The sequence below is a fragment of the Paenibacillus marchantiae genome (assembly GCF_028771845.1).
GTDB classification, from domain to species: domain Bacteria; phylum Bacillota; class Bacilli; order Paenibacillales; family Paenibacillaceae; genus Paenibacillus; species Paenibacillus marchantiae.
In genome coordinates this window covers 910443-928468 of sequence record NZ_CP118270.1, presented here as the reverse complement: position 1 = coordinate 928468, position 18026 = coordinate 910443, and the positions used below count along the sequence as shown (strand labels likewise).

At 47.3% G+C, this 18026-nt stretch carries 18 protein-coding genes; 12 read left to right on the top strand and 6 right to left on the bottom strand.

Annotation, left to right across the window (positions count from 1 at the left end; all coding sequences use genetic code 11):
* Positions 1-4: 4 nt before the first annotated feature.
* Both PTQ21_RS04225 and PTQ21_RS04220 read left to right on the top strand, forming a co-directional pair.
* Positions 5-241, top strand: a complete 237-nt coding sequence (locus PTQ21_RS04225; RefSeq protein ID WP_072733826.1) for an MbtH family protein — start codon at positions 5-7, stop codon at positions 239-241.
* On the top strand, positions 238-1704 hold the full coding sequence (locus PTQ21_RS04220; protein WP_274568932.1) for an MDR family MFS transporter: 1467 nt from the start codon (positions 238-240) through the stop codon (positions 1702-1704). Before PTQ21_RS04225 ends, PTQ21_RS04220 begins: the two co-directional genes overlap by 4 nt.
* An 89-nt stretch (positions 1705-1793) precedes the next feature.
* Here PTQ21_RS04220 and PTQ21_RS04215 read toward each other — a convergent pair whose 3' ends face one another.
* From PTQ21_RS04215 to PTQ21_RS04205, 3 genes are all read right to left on the bottom strand, one after another.
* On the bottom strand, positions 1794-2480 hold the full coding sequence (locus PTQ21_RS04215; RefSeq protein WP_274568930.1) for a 4'-phosphopantetheinyl transferase family protein: 687 nt from the start codon (positions 2478-2480) through the stop codon (positions 1794-1796).
* An 80-nt stretch (positions 2481-2560) separates the two neighbouring features.
* Positions 2561-3433, bottom strand: coding sequence for an arylamine N-acetyltransferase family protein (locus PTQ21_RS04210; RefSeq protein WP_274568928.1), 873 nt, complete (start codon positions 3431-3433; stop codon positions 2561-2563).
* Between the two features lie 132 nt (positions 3434-3565).
* Positions 3566-4741 carry a DUF6688 domain-containing protein gene (locus tag PTQ21_RS04205; RefSeq protein ID WP_274568927.1) on the bottom strand — a complete coding sequence of 392 codons (1176 nt, stop codon included), beginning with the start codon at positions 4739-4741 and terminating at the stop codon, positions 3566-3568.
* A gap of 261 nt (positions 4742-5002) precedes the next feature.
* Here PTQ21_RS04205 and greA point away from each other — a divergent pair, with 261 nt between their 5' ends.
* Positions 5003-5479 (top strand): transcription elongation factor GreA, encoded by a 477-nt coding sequence (greA, locus tag PTQ21_RS04200; RefSeq protein WP_063565893.1) that lies wholly within the window; start codon positions 5003-5005, stop codon positions 5477-5479.
* A 74-nt stretch (positions 5480-5553) separates the two neighbouring features.
* On the opposite strand, the gene PTQ21_RS04195 is transcribed toward greA, so the two are convergent.
* Entirely contained in the window at positions 5554-6903 is a 1350-nt protein-coding gene (locus PTQ21_RS04195; protein WP_064641635.1) for a hypothetical protein, read from the bottom strand.
* Between the two features lie 225 nt (positions 6904-7128).
* The gene (locus tag PTQ21_RS04190) at positions 7129-8082 is read right to left on the bottom strand and encodes a hypothetical protein (RefSeq protein ID WP_274568926.1); all 954 of its coding nucleotides are present in this window, start codon (positions 8080-8082) and stop codon (positions 7129-7131) included.
* Between the two features lie 211 nt (positions 8083-8293).
* On the opposite strand from PTQ21_RS04190, the gene PTQ21_RS04185 reads away from it, so the two are divergent.
* From PTQ21_RS04185 to rlmN, 4 genes are all read left to right on the top strand, one after another.
* Entirely contained in the window at positions 8294-8974 is a 681-nt protein-coding gene (locus PTQ21_RS04185; RefSeq protein ID WP_269054292.1) for a response regulator transcription factor, read from the top strand.
* Positions 8967-10376: a sensor histidine kinase gene (locus PTQ21_RS04180; protein ID WP_274568925.1), complete on the top strand. Its 1410-nt coding sequence runs from the start codon at positions 8967-8969 to the stop codon at positions 10374-10376. Before PTQ21_RS04185 ends, PTQ21_RS04180 begins: the two co-directional genes overlap by 8 nt.
* Positions 10377-10464: 88 nt before the next feature.
* On the top strand, positions 10465-11829 hold the full coding sequence (locus PTQ21_RS04175) for a sodium-dependent transporter (protein ID WP_274568924.1): 1365 nt from the start codon (positions 10465-10467) through the stop codon (positions 11827-11829).
* A 176-nt stretch (positions 11830-12005) separates the two neighbouring features.
* Complete coding sequence (rlmN, locus tag PTQ21_RS04170) at positions 12006-13100, top strand: dual-specificity RNA methyltransferase RlmN (protein WP_090952410.1); 1095 nt, start codon at positions 12006-12008, stop codon at positions 13098-13100.
* A gap of 230 nt (positions 13101-13330) precedes the next feature.
* Here the strand turns inward: rlmN and PTQ21_RS04165 are convergent, their stop codons facing one another.
* Entirely contained in the window at positions 13331-13771 is a 441-nt protein-coding gene (locus tag PTQ21_RS04165) for a GNAT family N-acetyltransferase (RefSeq protein ID WP_064641638.1), read from the bottom strand.
* Between the two features lie 207 nt (positions 13772-13978).
* On the opposite strand from PTQ21_RS04165, the gene PTQ21_RS04160 reads away from it, so the two are divergent.
* The 5 genes from PTQ21_RS04160 (at position 13979) to PTQ21_RS04140 (ending at position 18022) form a co-directional block, all read left to right on the top strand.
* Complete coding sequence (locus tag PTQ21_RS04160) at positions 13979-14419, top strand: MarR family winged helix-turn-helix transcriptional regulator (protein ID WP_240343003.1); 441 nt, start codon at positions 13979-13981, stop codon at positions 14417-14419.
* A 53-nt stretch (positions 14420-14472) separates the two neighbouring features.
* Positions 14473-15573 (top strand): glycosyl hydrolase family 8, encoded by a 1101-nt coding sequence (locus tag PTQ21_RS04155; protein WP_338020306.1) that lies wholly within the window; start codon positions 14473-14475, stop codon positions 15571-15573.
* 115 nt (positions 15574-15688) lie between these two features.
* Entirely contained in the window at positions 15689-16564 is an 876-nt protein-coding gene (locus tag PTQ21_RS04150; RefSeq protein WP_063565901.1) for a diguanylate cyclase domain-containing protein, read from the top strand.
* A gap of 26 nt (positions 16565-16590) precedes the next feature.
* A complete protein-coding gene (locus PTQ21_RS04145) occupies positions 16591-16734 on the top strand; it encodes a hypothetical protein (RefSeq protein ID WP_162842446.1) in 144 nt (47 codons plus the stop codon).
* On the top strand, positions 16727-18022 hold the full coding sequence (locus PTQ21_RS04140; RefSeq protein ID WP_274568921.1) for a glycosyltransferase family 2 protein: 1296 nt from the start codon (positions 16727-16729) through the stop codon (positions 18020-18022). The genes PTQ21_RS04145 and PTQ21_RS04140 overlap by 8 nt, the downstream gene beginning before the upstream one ends.
* Positions 18023-18026 lie beyond the last annotated feature (4 nt).

Sequence of the window (18026 nt, the reverse complement as noted above, 5' to 3'; positions counted from 1 at the left end):
GGCGATGAGCAACCCATTTGAATATGAAGACAGCAATTATCTGGTGTTAATCAATGAGGAGGGGCAATACTCCCTCTGGCCTGCATCCCTTGAAGTACCCGCAGGTTGGACCGTGATGCTTGGCAAGGCCAAGCGCCGGGTGTGTCTCGATTACATCGCCGAGCAATGGACAGATCTGAAACCGTTAAGCCTCTGTGATGAAATCGGCATGCCTGGAGCCGTTCATGAGGCTAGCAGATGAAATTCGGTCTGAATCCCAAGATCATTGTCAGCATCGTCTATGTGTTAGCGATGTTTATGGTGGCTATGGATGGAACGGTCTTGAACGTAGCCTTACGAACCATTAGTGAGGAGCTGGGGATTCCCCCGGCTGCTTCGGGTACCTTGAATGTGGGGTATTTGGTGAGTTTGGCTGTATTCCTGCCTGTCGCCGGGTGGCTTGGTGATCGATGGGGAACGAAACGAGTTTTCTTATCGGCACTGGCACTGTTTACGGTATCCTCTGCACTGTGTGCGACGGCCGATCAATTAAGTACGCTGACGTTCTTTCGCATTTTGCAGGGTGCAGGGGGTGGTCTGCTTACTCCTGTAGGGATGGCGATGCTGTTTCGAACCTTTCCTCCCCAGGAACGGGCCAAGGTATCTCGAATGCTCGTACTGCCCATCGCGCTGGCCCCGGCCCTAGGGCCGATTGTGAGCGGATTGATTGTGGACCAGCTCTCTTGGCGATGGATCTTCTATGTGAATCTACCCGTAGGCATTCCAGCGGTAATCTTCGGAAGGATTTATCTGAAGGAACACAAAGAACAGGAAGCCGGTCGACTGGATGTACCGGGGTGGTTATTATCTGCCCCAGGGCTCGCTCTGACGATGTACGCTCTTAGTCAGGGTCCGCTGCGAGGCTGGACTTACCCTCTTATTATTGGAGCTGGTCTGACGGGAATCATCCTGCTCACGTTGCTCGTGGTGGCCGAACTGCGCGCGAAGCAGCCTTTGCTTGATCTCCATTTGCTGAAAGACCGTTTATTCCGCTATTCCGGTCTGGTGTCCGTATGTGGAGCAGCGGGTCTGCTGGGCATGTTGTATGTATTTCCACTGATGTATCAAAACGTGCTAAACGCCTCTGCGCTGGAGACAGGACTAACCACATTCCCTGAAGCTCTGGGACTTATGATCGCTTCGCAGCTTGTGCGTTGGACATATCCGCGACTGGGTCCGCGTAAGCTGATATCCATGGGTTTGATCTGCACGGCTGTGATTTTCATTACACTTAGTCAGATTACAGTGGATACGAATCCGTGGTTCATTCGTTCATTATTGTTCGGCGTGGGGATCTTCCTGGGGCAGACGGTAGGCGCGGTGCAGATTGCCTCGTTTGCCCAAATACCACCTCCTTCCATGGGACGAGCCTCCACCTGGTTCACGGTGCAAAATCGGCTGGGTTCCGCGATTGGCATGGCGTTATTGTCTGCTGTTCTGGCTGGCGTGGGTACAACGACGGTGACTGCGGCTGGAGCGATGGAGCCGAATATGCTGGCGTACCGTTTGGCTTTACTGGGTGCTGCTGCGTTTCTGTTGATTGGTTTATGCTTTGCCCTGAAAATCAGCGATGCTGACGCGGCTGCAACGATACGGAAAAACAGCGGTCACGGTCTCTTCCGGAGGCAAAAGAAATCTCCATCATTGACGCAGGAATCACAATAGTCCCAAGTTTTGAAAAAATCCCTGGCGGGCTCGCCAGGGATTTTTAAGCATGATTGTTATTGGAGGAGAGGGGTTTATAAACCCCTCCTTCATAATAATGCTTGATACAACCCTTCGATTGTGATGACATCCGGCTGGGTGGGTAAATCTTCTCCTGAGGAACAAGCTGCTAACATATGACCGTGATCCAGCCGCAGGCTGAGGAATGGATATGCGGCTGCTTCTGGCGAGTGCCAGTTCCCGTCAGCATTGCGGATCATGGAGAATGAGTCAAGTGGCATGGACAGGCCCATGCCGACGGCCTTGATGTAGCTTTCCTTCAGCGTCCATAGACGGTAGAAGGTCTCCAGCTGCATCTCTGCGGGCTCCGCAGCCAGGAATCCGCTCTCCGTGAGAGAGAAGAAACGCTCTGCAATCTTCATGTCGATAGGCGCTATTTTTTCCACATCCACACCCAGAGCAGCGTCACCGCCAGAGATTAAAGCAATCCAATCGCCGGAGTGCGAGACATTAAATTGAACATCAGCATGGTGACTGAGGGAAGGTTTGCCGTATTTGTTACGGGTAAACGAAAGCTCTCCCGGCCTTAGGCCAGTCAACTTGCTCAGCGCCACACGGGTCAACACTTCACCCAGAACAGAGCGATAGGCGTCCGCCTGATGTACAAAACGTGAAGCTTGTCGTCGTCTTTCCTCAGATACGTGCGATACAAAAAGGTTCCAGTATGCCTCGGGCAATTCTGCCGGAACTTGAAGAACTTGAATCGTTATCATCATTTATCACCTGACGATGTATTCGGCATGGATTGCACACTTTCCTTTATAATCATCGGTTTATCGGGTCTGCGCGTGTCGCTTCATACCTGCTTTGTTCTTTTCCATTCTTCATGTGCAGCCTGTACCCGTCCCCACATTTCTTTGCGTTCCAATTCTGTGTAATTCACCAACGGTTCGTGGAATTTCTCAGCTAATACGGCTTTCCACTCGGTGTAGGTTTGAACTTCCTTTTTGCGGATACCATCGCGGTCATGCGTCCGGAGCATACATCCACGTAGTTCGTTGCTTTGGAGAGCATGCCTGTGACGGAGCAAAAATGCGTTATGCCAGGGCGAATCGGCTGACTGGCTGTAGAATTCATGCTTGGGAATGAACTCCTCCAGGTTGGTAAGCTCTTCGGGAGCGAAGTCGACACCCTCACTTGGCCCGTTCGGTTCATATTCAAGTCTCCATCCGCCAGGAGCAACAGATGAAGGCATTAATGTATAAGTAAACGGGGCCGATCCGTAGGTTCCATAACGAAGAGGAAGCGGTTCGAAGGGCATGCCGCCCAGACCGACATCCACAATCCAACGTTCCGCATTCGGGTCTGCATTTGGCAAAGAGACCGACAGACCGAGATGGAACGAGTTCACACGTGGCTGCTCTCCATATGGCTGAACTCCGGCACGATGCCAATGCACCGTATATCCCAGAGAGCGAAGCAGAACGCTGAATGCGCCATTCAGATGAAAACAGTAACCACTGCGGCCTTGCAATATAAGCTGGACCGATTCTTGAAGATCAATGCCCGCAGGCCGCCCTGCAAAAATATCGACCGTTTGCCAGGATAGATACTGCACATGTGCCTGCTGGATTTCGGATAGGAATTCCAGGGTGGGTTCCTTGATATTATGAATGCCTATCCGTTTCAGGTAGGCCTGTATTTCAGATGGAGTCAATGTAACATTCATCCAGATCACCTCGAGTCATGTAGTGGGCGTATTATTAATTGCTGCTGCCCTGAATTCATTGTAAAAGTGAACGGATGAAATGAATACACTGGTTTGGTTCAATTGTACCGGTACAGTTAAAATTCCGTTTTTCTAGAAACGTGTATATTTTCCTCGCATCTCACTGTACTGGATATGAATTCGGTTTTCAGGGTGAGCGTCTGTTGTATAAAGGACGATGAGGAATAGCCACTCGAGCGGTTTCATCAATAGATAGACGATATCGGCGGTCCATTTGGAACGAATATGTTTACTAATTGGATATCCATAGCGATTGTACAAACCTCGAACTAAGCCATGGAACCGCGGTGTATACTGCTCCATAACATGCTCGAATGCGTTGGCGATCATGAGTTGCCGGTTAACGTGAATGATGTGGCCATGTCGTATGCCTGCTCGCACGGGTTTGACCCATTTTTGATGTCCACCGGCTGCAACTGTACATAGATAGTGCCCTTCACCGGGAATCATATTTGGCGGTGGAGCCGGCAGTCTGGAGTAATTGAAGCTGCTTGTATCCAGAAATACGCGAATGGCGCTATCCGGGCGTTGTCCAAACAGAACAAGGATCAATTGTATAACAAGCTGTATGGGAAACATCAGAATGGTCCACACTATCGGGGCGGTATGAAAGCGAATGATAGACCGGTATAGCAGTCGTTGCCATTTTGGTAAATGCTCCATATCCATAGACGTTTGATATTCAACCAGAGTAGCCTCGATAAAGCCATCCCATGAACGTTTCAATCGACCAATATAAAGGAAGATAAGTGATAGATAGCTGCTCTGCAACAGAAGCACAGCAAACATCAAGAACATACCCGTCTCGGTGTACCAAGCAATGCTAGTATGCGTGATATAGACGATACCCCAAACGATATTTAATACAAGGATACTATTGCATAAGGTGTAAATGATCGGTGAGAGCTTACCTGGACGTGTGAACATTGCTAAATAAGCGAGCAAGCCAAGCAATAACGTGACCAAAAGGACAAGAAGACTACGGTGATCCAGCGTGGCGTAATTGGATGCCATCAGGCCGGAGTCTTCATACATGGATAAGGGTTCTCCTCCCTGAACACCCATACTGTCTATTGCAAGACCTGCTGCGAAAAGCAATAGAGTGATGGTCAGAAAAATAAATTCGAACACCTTGAGAAGTTTTCGGCCATTTCCCGAAGCCTTTTTCAGGAAACTATTCAACATAATCCACCCGGAGGCAGCAGGAAGGATCAGGAAGAGTCCTATGAATTGAATCGTTGCATACAAAATATTTCCTCCTTCGATAGCAGTATCGTCTATTGTAGGTTAGAAGACTTTATATGGCAATAATGACCATTATAGAAAAAATGCGACATCGTATTGAGATGATTCTAGGTTTATTACCTATATATAGTAAGTAACAGTAAAGGTTACGCATACACATCTTTCCATCAATGGGAGCGTTATTTCTTTTTCTTGGTATGTTAACCGTTTGGAGTGGATATAGGTTAGAATATAGATAGAAAGCAAGATTAGGAGATGGAAAAAATGGCTAATGATGAAGTGATTTTGACACAGGAAGGCTTGGAAAAGCTGGAGGACGAACTGAGGGAATTAAAGACGGTGAAGCGTAAGGAACTGGCGGCGCGTCTGAAACTCGCGATCAGTTACGGTGACCTGAAGGAAAATAGTGAGTATCATTCAGCCAAAGATGATCAGGCTTTTATGGAAACCCGCATTTTGATTCTGGAGAAAATGCTGACCAAAGCAAGAGTCATCACTTCGGACAATATCGACTCGAACAAAGTAAGCATTGGCTCAACCATCCTGCTTAATGATATCGAATTCGCCGAGAAGATTGAATACATGCTGGTTGGTCCGGCCGAGGCGGATGTTGCTGATAACAAAATATCGTACGAAAGCCCGCTTGGCAAAGAACTGATGGGCAAAGAAGTAGGCAGTGTCATTCATGTCAATGCGCCTATGGGCATTATCAAATATGAGTTGCTTGAAATTAAAATTTAATGGGAATAAAGGTGTTTCGGCAACCATGGAAATGGCTGTTGGAACACCTCTTTTTTATTCTTGCAAAATAATATTCAGCTACGTTTTTTTCGTCCATCCAGAATTTCACGGGTCATGGCAAATACAACCCAGAGCAGGATCACGATATGGATCATCGCAATGGAAATACCCATGCTGTACATCAAGTCATTGGTCAGTCCCGAACCGTGCATGCTAAAGCTCGCTCCATGTCCTCCGCCAAAGTTACCATGCTCACCACCGATGCGAGATAGCCCTTCCTCAGCTCCAAAGTCGCCACCAGAGCCCGTGCTCATGATCATGGCAATATTTACGTATGTAGTCAGGGAGAAGGTGATTGCAGCGTACATCCATTTACGTTCAAAGAACGGAACTAGAACCAAGAATAACAAAGCAGGTATGCTGTAACGCTCATGAATTTCCGTTGGCAGCATAAAGAAGGCGAGATTCACCGCTGCACCTGCAATGAGCAGGGATGGAATACGAATTTCCTTAATCAGCAGTAGATAGGCCGCTACTCCAACCACGGCAATGGCAAGCAGCAGCAGACCAAACATTTTATACGTTACTATGCCAAACAACACCGTAGCATCGCTGGTTCCCGGATCACCAAGCAGGTGATACCAGATATTCATGGCGTTCAGCGAAAGCTGCGGATACATATTAACGGCGCTTCCGTAGGCGTTGGTCAGCATGGTGCCGAGGGTTCCGTTTGCAGCAAAATAGAGAAGCACAGGCAGGATAGCCATCATTAATCCTGCTACAAATAGAAACGTGCCGCGAAATCGCCTGTGATAAAGCTGGCGTAGTAATACAATACCGATCACCGGAACAATGACAATCGCCTGAAACTTTGCCAGCAGGGCAACGGAGAACAATACACCCGCCAATAGAGGATTACATAGCAGCAGAACGGTAGACAGCACCATTAATGTACTGTGCAGGATGTCGATCTGTCCCCACATGGCGCTGTCGACCAGCAGACCGGGGTTGAAGGAAAGAACTGCAAGCAGCACCAAACGTTTGCCAGAGCTTAGCTTTTTGAATGTAAGAGTCAAGACCGCCAAGGACAGCATATCAAAGGCGATAGGCAGTATTTTCATGGACAGATTGCCAGCTGAGGCGGTTATGCCGAGCCCACCCAGTATCCAGCGGTACAACCCCAGAATGAAGATAAACAATGGGGGATAGTTCTGATCTTTTCCATACAGGTATGATTCACGAACCCCGTATTGGTGGACGGCATTCATCCAATCGACGAACAGGGACTGATCTCCGATATAACCCCTGAATTGTGTTCCAAGGTACAAACGCAGCAATAGACCGCCAGTGAAAATTAGAGCCGCATACAGCCAGAAATGCCTGTTCCATCGGGTATTTGGATCTCTGTAGCTCAGTGTGTTCATCCTTCTCCTCCTCAGCATGGGCGATTGAGATTGGTGCAAGTATAGGTGACCAAGCTGAAAAAGGGATGAATTTTGGGTCATGTTTTACTCGGATGGAAGCTTAAAGTTTGCTGAAAGCCAAGGAAGTGAAAAGATGTATCATGCAATAGATGGAGAGAGGGTCCTGTGAACAGGACCCTCTCTTTTTATGGTTTGGTGGTAGTTTGGGGTTAATGGGGAAGGGGATTAGCTGGCTTGGTTACATTGCTCGGTTACTTGCTCTTTGGCATAGGTATGGAGTGTTTCCGTCAGATTGCTGGAATCCACGCCTTTTTCTTTGGCAATCGCAGTTAACGTTTTTCCATTCTTCAGTTGGGTTTGCAGCTCATCTGCGGATGTGTTGAACAACTGGGCAGCCTTGGCCAAATAACCGCTGTCCTTGAATTGCTGCTGCTCTGTGGTTAAAGTACCGGTCGTGTTTTTCCAGGACTCATTCAGTTGAGAAGTGACCCAGCTTTTTTCTTTGGTTACGACAGTATTAATGACTTTGCTCTTGTCTACGCCCTGATCCTTGGCAATATCAACGATGGATTTACCAGCCTTGATTTGCTGATTCAACTCCGTTTGCGACAGGTTGAGTGCAGATGCCGCGGCAGATTTATTCAGACTAGTCAGGTTATTGGATGACGTGGTATCCGTTGATTTTGCTGTAGCCGCAGCCGTCTTGGATGTGGTTGAAGTGGTCGTAGACGTTGTTGTTACCGTCGTTACGGTGGTCACTTTTTTGGTCAGGGAATTATTCAGCTGCTTGGTCAGGTCTGTCTTGATAGAAGCCACTTTGGCTTGCGTGAGCTTGCCGGACTTCTGATCACTTGCGAGCTTGGTCAGCTGTGGCTGCAACAAGGCGTTGGTTACTTTAGTTGTGCTGACGCCCTTTGTTTTAGCCAGATCCGCCAACGTTTTACCAGCCTGGAATTGCTTTTGCAATTCCGTTTTGCTCAGGCCGAGTACTTTTTGCAGCGATGTATTGGAGCACAGGGAGTTCTGATCGAGACTGATATTATATCCATTCGAACTCACCTTGGCATTCGTTGCAGCAGAGACTTGAGTTACAGCGGTCGGGGTGGCGGCAAATACTGAAGCCGATGTGGCAGAGAAGATCATCGTTGCACCCAGCATGGCAGGAATCCATTTTTTCATTGTACATTCACTCCTAATTTTGATTTATTTTTTGTTGCACCCTTACTGTAATCCCGAAAGGTGAAAAAACGGAGAAAGACAGACTGGGGTATTTTTACAAACGCGATGTATTGGACACGGACCATCTGGAAGTGCGAGAATGTTTGAAAATTAAACCGGGCAGGGTTGGCGTGCTCGTCTTTATCACATACTGCTTCTTAGGAGGTTCACATTGACTACACACCGCATACTGCTTGCTGAAGATGATTCCTTGTTGGGTGAGTTGATTGTTCATATGTTGGAGAAAACCGGCTTTGGGACTGTAGAATGGGTGGAAAATGGGGAAGACGCCTATCACTATTGCATGGATTCTCATTATGATGTGGCTGTACTGGACTGGATGCTGCCTGGATGGACAGGGCTATCCGTATGCAAGAAATTAAGAGAGAACGGCTATGCTGGAGCAATCTTGATGTTAACCGCCAAGGACGCGCTGTGTGACCGGGTTCAGGGATTGGATGCAGGAGCAGACGATTATCTGGTGAAGCCATTTGAATTGGAAGAGCTTCAAGCCAGGCTGAGAGCCTTGTGTCGCCGTAATTATGCACCGCTGCTGGAAGAGGTTGCTGAGCTGGATGGTCTGCGCCTGAATCGTTCCAGCCTGACGCTGAGTATGGAAGAGGAGGTCATCCAGTTAAGCCCTCGTGAATTTCAGATGCTGGATCTGCTGTTACGGAACAAGAGCGCTACTCTCAGCCGCGAATTAATCCTGGAACGGATCTGGGGGTACGACTCGGACGTTTCGACCAAAATTGTGGATGCCACGATAAAGCTGCTGCGCAAAAAGCTTGAGCTATTCAACAAACAACACCTGATCCATAGCATCCGAGGGGTGGGCTACAAGCTTGAATAATAGAAAACGAATAGGTAGAGACGAACAAGGCATCCACCCAGGAAGAACTAAAGGAAATTTGTTCGGTCGTACGCAGGGTCGACTTACCCTCACATACAGCAGTCTGACGATTGTGCTGCTTGCACTATTTGTAGGCGTGGTCTATGTTCTGTTATCTTACATTGTCATCAATGGTCAGAAGGATAATCTTCTCTCTCTCGTTGCGGTTGAGCGGGCTTTGGTGGAAAAGAATATGCAAGAAGGCAAGGCCGGAGATACGCTGGATAATCGAAGGTTATGGGGATCGGGCAGCGACCAGTTCTTCTATTATGTCCTCGGTTCGGACGGCAAAGTGATCTCAGGCAATGAAATGTTCCCTGGGATGCGTTCAGACCTTCTGGGGCTTGTACAGGACTGGAAACCACGTGCCAAGGAGATTAAGGAGGTAAGCCTGAGCGTTCCCGCAGATGTATTGGATAACGGAGAGGAAGATGCTGCACCTGTTGCACCATCGACTCTCCATCTGATGGTAACCGGCCAGAACGTGCTGACCAAGAATGGTCCAGAAATGACGCTCTATGCGGGTATTAATGTAACGCCGCAATACAAACTGCTGCACAGGCTGCTAATGCTGCTAATTTTATTGGCGATTCTGTTTGTATTTATTGCCTGTCTCATCGGTTGGCTGATGTCCCGTAAAGCGATGGTTCCTATTGTGAAATCCTACAATCGACAACGTGAGTTTGTAGGAGATGCTTCTCATGAGCTGCGCACTCCGCTGAGCGTGCTGCTGGCATCCGTTAACGCCCTTGAGCTGGAGCTTGGACAGGACGCACCTTCTTTTGCCAGAAGAACCCTTTCCAACATGAAAGATGAGATCAGGCGAATGACACGTATGGTGCAAGATCTACTCGTTCTGGCACGGTCTGATTCGGATGAGCTTGAACTGGTCAAGCGGGATTTCGATTTTCGTCCGATTGCCGAAAAGACGATGCAATCCATTCGGCGTCTCAAAGCGGCAAAGGGCATTCGAATGGAGCTGGAAGGGCCTGATAAGATGGTTCTCAATGGCGATCCGGAGAAACTGAGACAGGTACTGACCATTTTGCTGGATAATGCTGTGAAGTTTACTCCACGGGGTGGGGAGGTTCGCGTGGTGCTGTCGGATCGGGATAAAGATGGACGTCCTATCTTCCATTTGTCTGTAGCAGATACGGGCGTTGGCATCAGGCCGGAGGATGTGGAGCGAATCTTCGATCGCTTTTATCGTGGGGACAAATCACGTACACGTGGTCCGGGAGGACACGGTTTAGGGCTTGCGATTGCGAAGTGGATAGTGGAAGCCCATCATGGTCAGATTGCTTTGTTAAGCGAAGAAGGCAAGGGCAGCATATTTAATGTAGACATTCCTGTAAATAAATAACATTTCGATTAATTTCGATTTTCGAATGACCTGAGTGGATGACTGTTATATAATAACGGAAAATCTTAGAACAGATGGAGTAGATATAATGAATTTCAGTAAGTCCAGTAATTCCAATTTGAATCAAGACGAACCGGGCAAAGGTGAACGCTTCTCACAGGCCGGATTTATCCTGGCTGCCATTGGTAGTTCAGTGGGTCTCGGCAACATGTGGAAGTTTCCTTATATTACGGGAGAGAACGGGGGAGCGGCGTTTTTCCTGCTCTTTATCGTTTGTCTCCTATTGATTGGTCTGCCCGTATTGCTGGCTGAGCTTGCGATTGGTCGTAGCGGCAGAGGAAGCGCGGCTACGGCCTTTATCAAAGCGGGTGGGCAAAAAGGGTGGCTTGCGGCTGGTTTGCTGCAAGTATTGACGCCGTTTATCATTCTTTCCTTTTATGTCATCATTGCAGGCTGGACGCTGCAATATGCAGTGACGTCATTCAGCGGCACGCTGTATAACAATCCTGACTATGCTGGGCAATTTGGTGATTTTGTAGGCGGTTATATGCCGATTGTCTGGCAGCTGATTTCAGTTCTGATTACAGGCTGGATCGTAGCCAAAGGGGTATCGAATGGGATCGAGAAATTTAACAAAGTGCTGATTCCAGCGATGCTCGTTCTGCTCATTATCCTGATGGTTCGCGCAGTGACTTTGCCAGGAGCTGGTGCGGGAGTTTCCTTCTTCCTAAATCCTGACTTCTCGCAGCTCACGACCGAATCTGCGCTGGTTGCGCTTGGACATGCTTTCTTCTCCCTATCGCTGGGTATGGGTATTCTCGTGACATACGGTTCATATGTTGATAAAAATCAATCGCTCGGTGCAGCAACCATTGCTGTCGGTGCGGGTGACTTGATCTATGCATTCATTGCCGGTCTGATCATATTCCCAACGACATTCTCCTTCGGGATTGCACCGGATCAGGGTCCGTCGCTGATCTTTGTGGCTCTGCCGGCAGCCTTCTCGGCTATGCCGCTGGGCTTCGTGTTTGGTGGGTTGTTCTTCGTGCTTCTAGCGATTGCGGCGTTAACTTCGGCTGTATCCTTGCTGGAAGTTCCGGTGAAATATTTCATGGAGAGACTATCCTGGAGCCGGAGTCGTTCGGTATGGACCATCTCACTTGCGGTCTTCATCGTTGGGTTTCCTTCGGTATTGTCGCTTGGATTGTTCCCTGAATGGAAGATTGGCTCGAAGAGTGTGTTCGACTGGATGGACTTTATGGCATCCAACATTTTACTTCCGATTGGTGGATTGCTCGTTACTATTTTTGCCGGATACTTCTGGAAAAAGGCAGCCGAAGCTTCCGGCCTGCGTGCAGGCTGGTTCCGGGTATGGCTATTCATGCTGCGTTATATAGCGCCAATCCTGGTGCTTCTGGTTCTGCTGCACACCTCCGGTATTATTCACTTCTAAACGGTTGGGAATTGAAGTGGAGAAGTAAGTTACTGTGCAGATTTGCCATTGATAAAACCTCTTGGAAGAAATGCAAAAGCCCTTGTGTTCCCTCGTCAATTTTGGGACAATACAGAGTAGAGGTTTTTTCGATAGACCGATAAGCCATATGCTTTTTGCGAAAAGAGGACAATAACATGATTAAATCATCCATATATGGATTAACATTAGAGCAACTACGTGACTGGCTGCCGGAGCACGGACAGAAGAAATCCCGTGCTTCCCGCATCTGGGAATGGTTATATCAGGAGCGTGTGCACGATTTTACAGACATGACGGACGTGCGTCAGGAATGTCTAGATGTCATTTCCGAGCACTTCACGATGAACTCGCTGAGTGAACATGTGAAGCAGGAATCCGCTGACGGCACCGTGAAATTTCTGCTGCGTATGCAGGACGGTAATCTGATTGAAACAGTTTTAATGCGCCAAAAATACGGTCTCACTGTATGTGTAACTACTCAAGTGGGATGTAATATTGGTTGCAGCTTCTGCGCGAGCGGGCTGATCAAGAAGAGCCGCGATCTGTCCGGTGGTGAGATTGTAGAACAGATTATGCATGTACAACAGTATCTTGATGCAGCTGGTCAAGGCGAGCGGGTAACTAACGTGGTCGTAATGGGAATTGGCGAGCCGTTTGACAATTTCCAGAACATGACTGACTTTATTGAAGTGATCAAGCATCGTAAAGGACTGGCGCTTGCGGCCAAACGGATCACCGTATCCACGAGTGGGCTGCCTGACAAGATCAAGGAATTTGCAGACAGCAGTCTGCAGGTTAATCTGGCGATCTCCCTGCACGCACCGAATAACGAACTGCGGACACATATCATGAAGATCAACCGGGCCTTCCCGATTGAACAATTGATGGATGCAGTGGATTATTACCTGGCTACGACGAACAAGCGTATTATGTTTGAGTATATTTTGCTCCGGGACGTCAACGATCAGCGGGAACATGCAGCAGAACTGGCTGAACTGTTGTCCAGTCGTAAGAGTATGGTCAGCATCAATCTGATTCCGTATAATCCGGTGGATGAGCACAGTCAGTATCAACGGAGTACGGAAGAGTCCATTCTGGGCTTCTATGATACGTTGAAAAAGAATAACATTAACGCAACTGTACGCATGGAACATGGTACCGATATCGATGCAGCATGCGGACAATTGCGCAGTAAGCAGATGAAAAATAACGCCGCCGAATCTCAGCCAGGTCGTCTGGCTTTGGGATAAGGATACAAGAGAAGAAGTCAGGTTAACGCCTGGCTTCTTTGTCACGTTATTGCAGTCAAATTGATATAGAAGGTGCAAGCTAGTTTGCAAAACAGAAACTAAGGCGTGTACGGTTCGTTACAATCCCAAAATGGTTGAATCTCCATTAATAGCACTGACTGGGTTCATTAGAAACCAAAAAGAGCATCCCAAAGTCTTGTTCTTGAACTTTGAGGATGCTCTTTTTGTATTTATTTCAGTTTTTTGGTCATCAGTAGATGAGGAATGCCATCTTCCATGAATACGTCCGAGGCTGCCGTGTATCCGAGACGTTCGTAGAATCCGGAGGCTTGTACCTGTGCGTGCAGCTTGGCCTTCTCAAGCCCTTGAGCGAGAGCCATCTGCTCCAGCTTATCGATCAGCACACGACCAAGTCCATGTTTCCGATAATCGATCATGACACAGATCCGTTCCAATTTGGCAACATTTTCGACCACACGTAGTCTGGAAGAGGCGGCAGGAACGCCGTCTACGTAGAGCAGGATATGTTTTGCTTCCGTATCCAGTGCATCATAAGCATCGAATTCGTCCTCAGCCGGCACCCCTTGCTCTTCAACAAAAATAGCGGTACGAATGGCGAAGCAGGCGTCGAGCAATTCCTGGTTATTAGCTTCAACAATAGTTGTATTCATGAATGTTTCTCCTTTAGTCAATCGTAATTCTATTCTGGCATGGTAAACTGGTAGATAGCTTGAATATATACCTGTTCGATGTGTTATCATGGTTAAAATTTAAACTGATCCAATTCAGTTATATCATCAATTATGTTGCGAATGCAACAATTTTATGGAGGGGTGAATACATTGACTGAAAAAAAAGAAGTGTTGCGTGAAATCGGCATGATTGCCCGCTGTCTGGATTCGATCAGCAACGTTGAATTCCAACATCTGAACTTGTCTCGTGGACAGTATTTGTATCTTTATCGCATATGTGAGAATCCTGGTATTATCCCCAACCAGCTCGCTGAATTAATCAAAGTGGATCGGACCACTGCGGCCAGAGCCATCAGCAAACTGGAAGCGGACGGGTTTGTCGTCAAACAGTCGGCAATGGGTAATAAAAAGAATAAGTTGTTATATCCGACTGATGCTGGTCTTGAAGCCTGGGAGTTCATCCGCAGGGAGGGTGTTCATTCGGACCAGGTAACGCTGGAGGGCTTAACGGAGGAAGAGATTGAGATTGCGGTTAAGCTGCTGCGCCGGATGCGCCACAATATTGAGGTGGATTGGAAATTCGTCAAAAAGGGCGGCCGCCGACCTTATATGGATCAATCTGAATGAGCAAATAGTGATATTCCAGAACTGTAACAACACAGGAGGGAAATATGCAGGTCATGAACCGGAAAAGACTGGTGTGGTTGGTCATACTGGCAGTTGGTATCGCGGCAGCATGGATTATTTTTATGAAGGAGCGGTTTGTGATGAACGATCCATCCCCGACAGTCTCTTTTGTACAGAATCATATGACCAACTCGAATGGCACACTGGCCACCTATCTTCAGGATGCTTCGTCAGAAGATCCAAATATTGTGGCAGGTCGGGAGGCTTTGTCTGAATCCATCGGACTGTGGATGCAATACGCCGTAACCAAGAACGATCAGGTGTTATTTGAGCAGAGTTATGATCTCTTAAAGACTTATTTCCTTATGCCTCAAAACTATATTGCCTGGAAGCTGGATGCGGAAGGGAAGTCTCATGTGACCACCAATGCGCTTGGCGATGATTTTCGAATCGTCGGGGCATTATTGAAGGCGGCAGATCAATGGGAGCAGGGCCGGGAGGGGAAGCTGGGAACAGCCAATCATATTGTCCGTACACTGACGCAATCCGTTCAGACCAAGGGGTATTATGTTGATTTTCACGATTTCGCTAATGGACATTCACCGGATATATTAAGTCTGGTTTATGTTGATCTGCAGGCGCTGCAAGCGATGGAAGAGCATGAAATGCTGGAACCAGGAACCTATAACAAATACGAATCTCTGCTGAAAAGCATGCCGGATGACGGCGTATTTTACCCTAAAACCTTTAACGTTGTAACGAAAGAATATACATATGATGATACGGTCAACCTAATCGATCAGCTAATTGTCGCCAACCATTTAACGGCAACCAACCGGACGCCGGACAAGCTTATTGCTTTTCTGAAAACAGAATTCGATACCCGTCATCAGTTGCCGGGCCAATATAAACGTACGGGGCGTACACCCGCCGTATCTTATGAATCTCCATCGGTTTATGGACTCGCCATGCTGCTCGCTGTTCAATCAGGTGATCCAAAATGGGCCAAACAGCTGTATAACCATATGATCGCCTTGCGCAGTCTGGATAACGCTTATCCGGGAGGGTACGTATTTGATGGCAATACACATATGTTTGATAACCTATTCCCTTTACTCGGCGAGACTGAATTACAAAAGTTCCTTGAAAAGTAATAATTCTGTCATTTTATATTTTTAATATTATGTTAGCATAATATTTGTCTAATCATGTCATAATTTGTTGTATTATAATTATCACTATCAAAATTCTACTGGAGAGAAGGTAACTATGAGGAATAAAGCACCCATTCGTCGTATTGCATGGGGATATGCCAGTTTGATCGGATTAGCCGTGATCCAGCAACTCGTTGTCTATCTTAAAATTTATATGAATCAGAGTTATACCATACTGGATGTGGTATTCAGTATCGCCTCGCTTGGTGCGCTGGTTCTTGGTTTTGTGATACCTGTCGGAGTGTCTGTCGTCGCCGGATTTGTATATCTGGTCTCTTACTTTGTCTGGCTTGTTACCTATGCAGATGTGAATGTGCTTACGTTCTCATGGTGGCTATTAATCCCGGCCAATGTGGCTGTGGCTGCTTTTGTTAAGGCAAGTCTTGTGCGCAGTGCCCGTGTCATGGAACGTCTGCAGGAGCTACAGGAACGTAATCCGCAGATTGATCCAGATACATCCTTGGGCAACAAGGAAGCTCTTGCCGATACGGTCATTAAGCAAAGCAATCTTGCCAGACGTTATTCGGAGCAATATGGGTTCAGCATGGCCATGTTCAAGATTGAATTTTTGCCATTGGTACTGGAGTCACTTGGTTCCGTACGATATGCACAGTTTCTGCTTGAGCTGTCCAATACGATCCAAAAGCAAATCCGGTATGAGGATTACAAGTTTTATGTGGATCGGGGACGGTTTGTGATCATTTGCCCGATGACCGATGTGGGGCACTTGCCAGTGCTTACAGAACGGATCAAAAAAGCGATGATGGACCTGCAGATGATTGATAAAAAAGGCAATGAACTACAGACGGTTATTCGATCCGGTGCACTGGTATTCCAGAAGGAACAGTTCGGCAAGTATGAGGATATTGATGCTGTTATTGCCGCGCTGGAACGGAACACAGAGACAGATCTCATTGGAGAGTATATCTAAAACTAGCGGGAAAGGAGAGATGCTCTGTGGACTATATGTCATGGTTCATCCCGATCTGCATCGCCGTCAGCTGTATGTTCGCGGTTTTTACAATTGTATTAACGATTGCCACTCTTCGCTTTCGATCCAAGGTGAATCGCAAGTACGATCGGAGGAAGGTAAGTGGCTGATTATATATTGCTATTATCGATATTTAGTATATGGATTGCCGTATTTGAATCCATAGTCATTATGGCTGGAGCCGTTCGTTTTATCCAAAAACAGGACAAAAAGGGGATTCAGATTCCTAAGAACATGGATCATTATCCAACCGTAACCGTCATGGTACCTGCACATAATGAAGGATTGGTTATTGTAGCTACCGTGGAGCATATCCTGCGTCTGAATTATCCTGAAGATAAGGTTCAGATCATCGTTATTGCGGATAACTGCACGGACGATACAGCGGAGAAGCTGCGGACATTTCTGAGCCAAACCAGTTATGTACATCGGAATGTGACTGTTATGGAGCGTAAGGGTACGGGAGGCAAGTCTGGTGCATTGAATGACGGTCTAGAGATATCTACGGGTGAGTGGATTTGCATCTTTGATGCAGATGCTGCCCCTGAGCGGAATTCCCTGATGTTTCTAACACAGAAGTCTTTGGAAAACCCGGAACAATACGGTGTCGTGTTTGGCAGAAATAAAGCTCGGAACCGGGGACAGAACTTCCTTTCCAAATGCATTAATCTGGAGATCATCACATCACAGCGGGTTTACCACACAGGGCTGTGGGAATTATTCCAGCTGGGTTCCATTCCGGGGACCAATTATATTATTAAAACGGAGCTAATTCGTGAGATTGGCGGCTGGGATGTTACAGCGATCACGGAAGATACGGCATTATCCTTTGAGATTTTGAATCGAGGGCAATTCATTGCCCTTGCGCCCCAGGCAGAAGCCTATCAACAAGAGCCGGAAAAGGTCGGCGTGTATATGAAGCAGCGTGAACGATGGGCAAAAGGGAATTACCAGGTTGTTTTGGATAATATCCATAACCTGTTCAACCGGTCCAGCTGGCGTAACAAGTTGTTGGTTATCTATTATGCGGTCAGTTACTTTTGGTTTATGCTCGCCATCATTGTATCGGATATCATCTTTCTCGTTAATCTAGTCTACCAGATCATTGCGATGTTCAAACCGGAAGTGATTTCACCGTTCCAATTTGCCGGAGATGCGTATGTATTTCTCGTCATTGGATGGGCGTTTATGTACTTTATATATGTATTGCAGATCAATCTTGCACTCGCGGCAGACATTGGACAGAGCAATACTCGTAATTTCATATACGCCTGTGTATCCTATTTTACGTATGCGCAGCTGTTTATTCTTATCTCGATCAAAGCTTTCTACTCTTTGGTAATGGACAAGATCAAGAAACGTGAGAGCAAATGGTACAAAACGCAGCGTTTTGGCTGAGCCA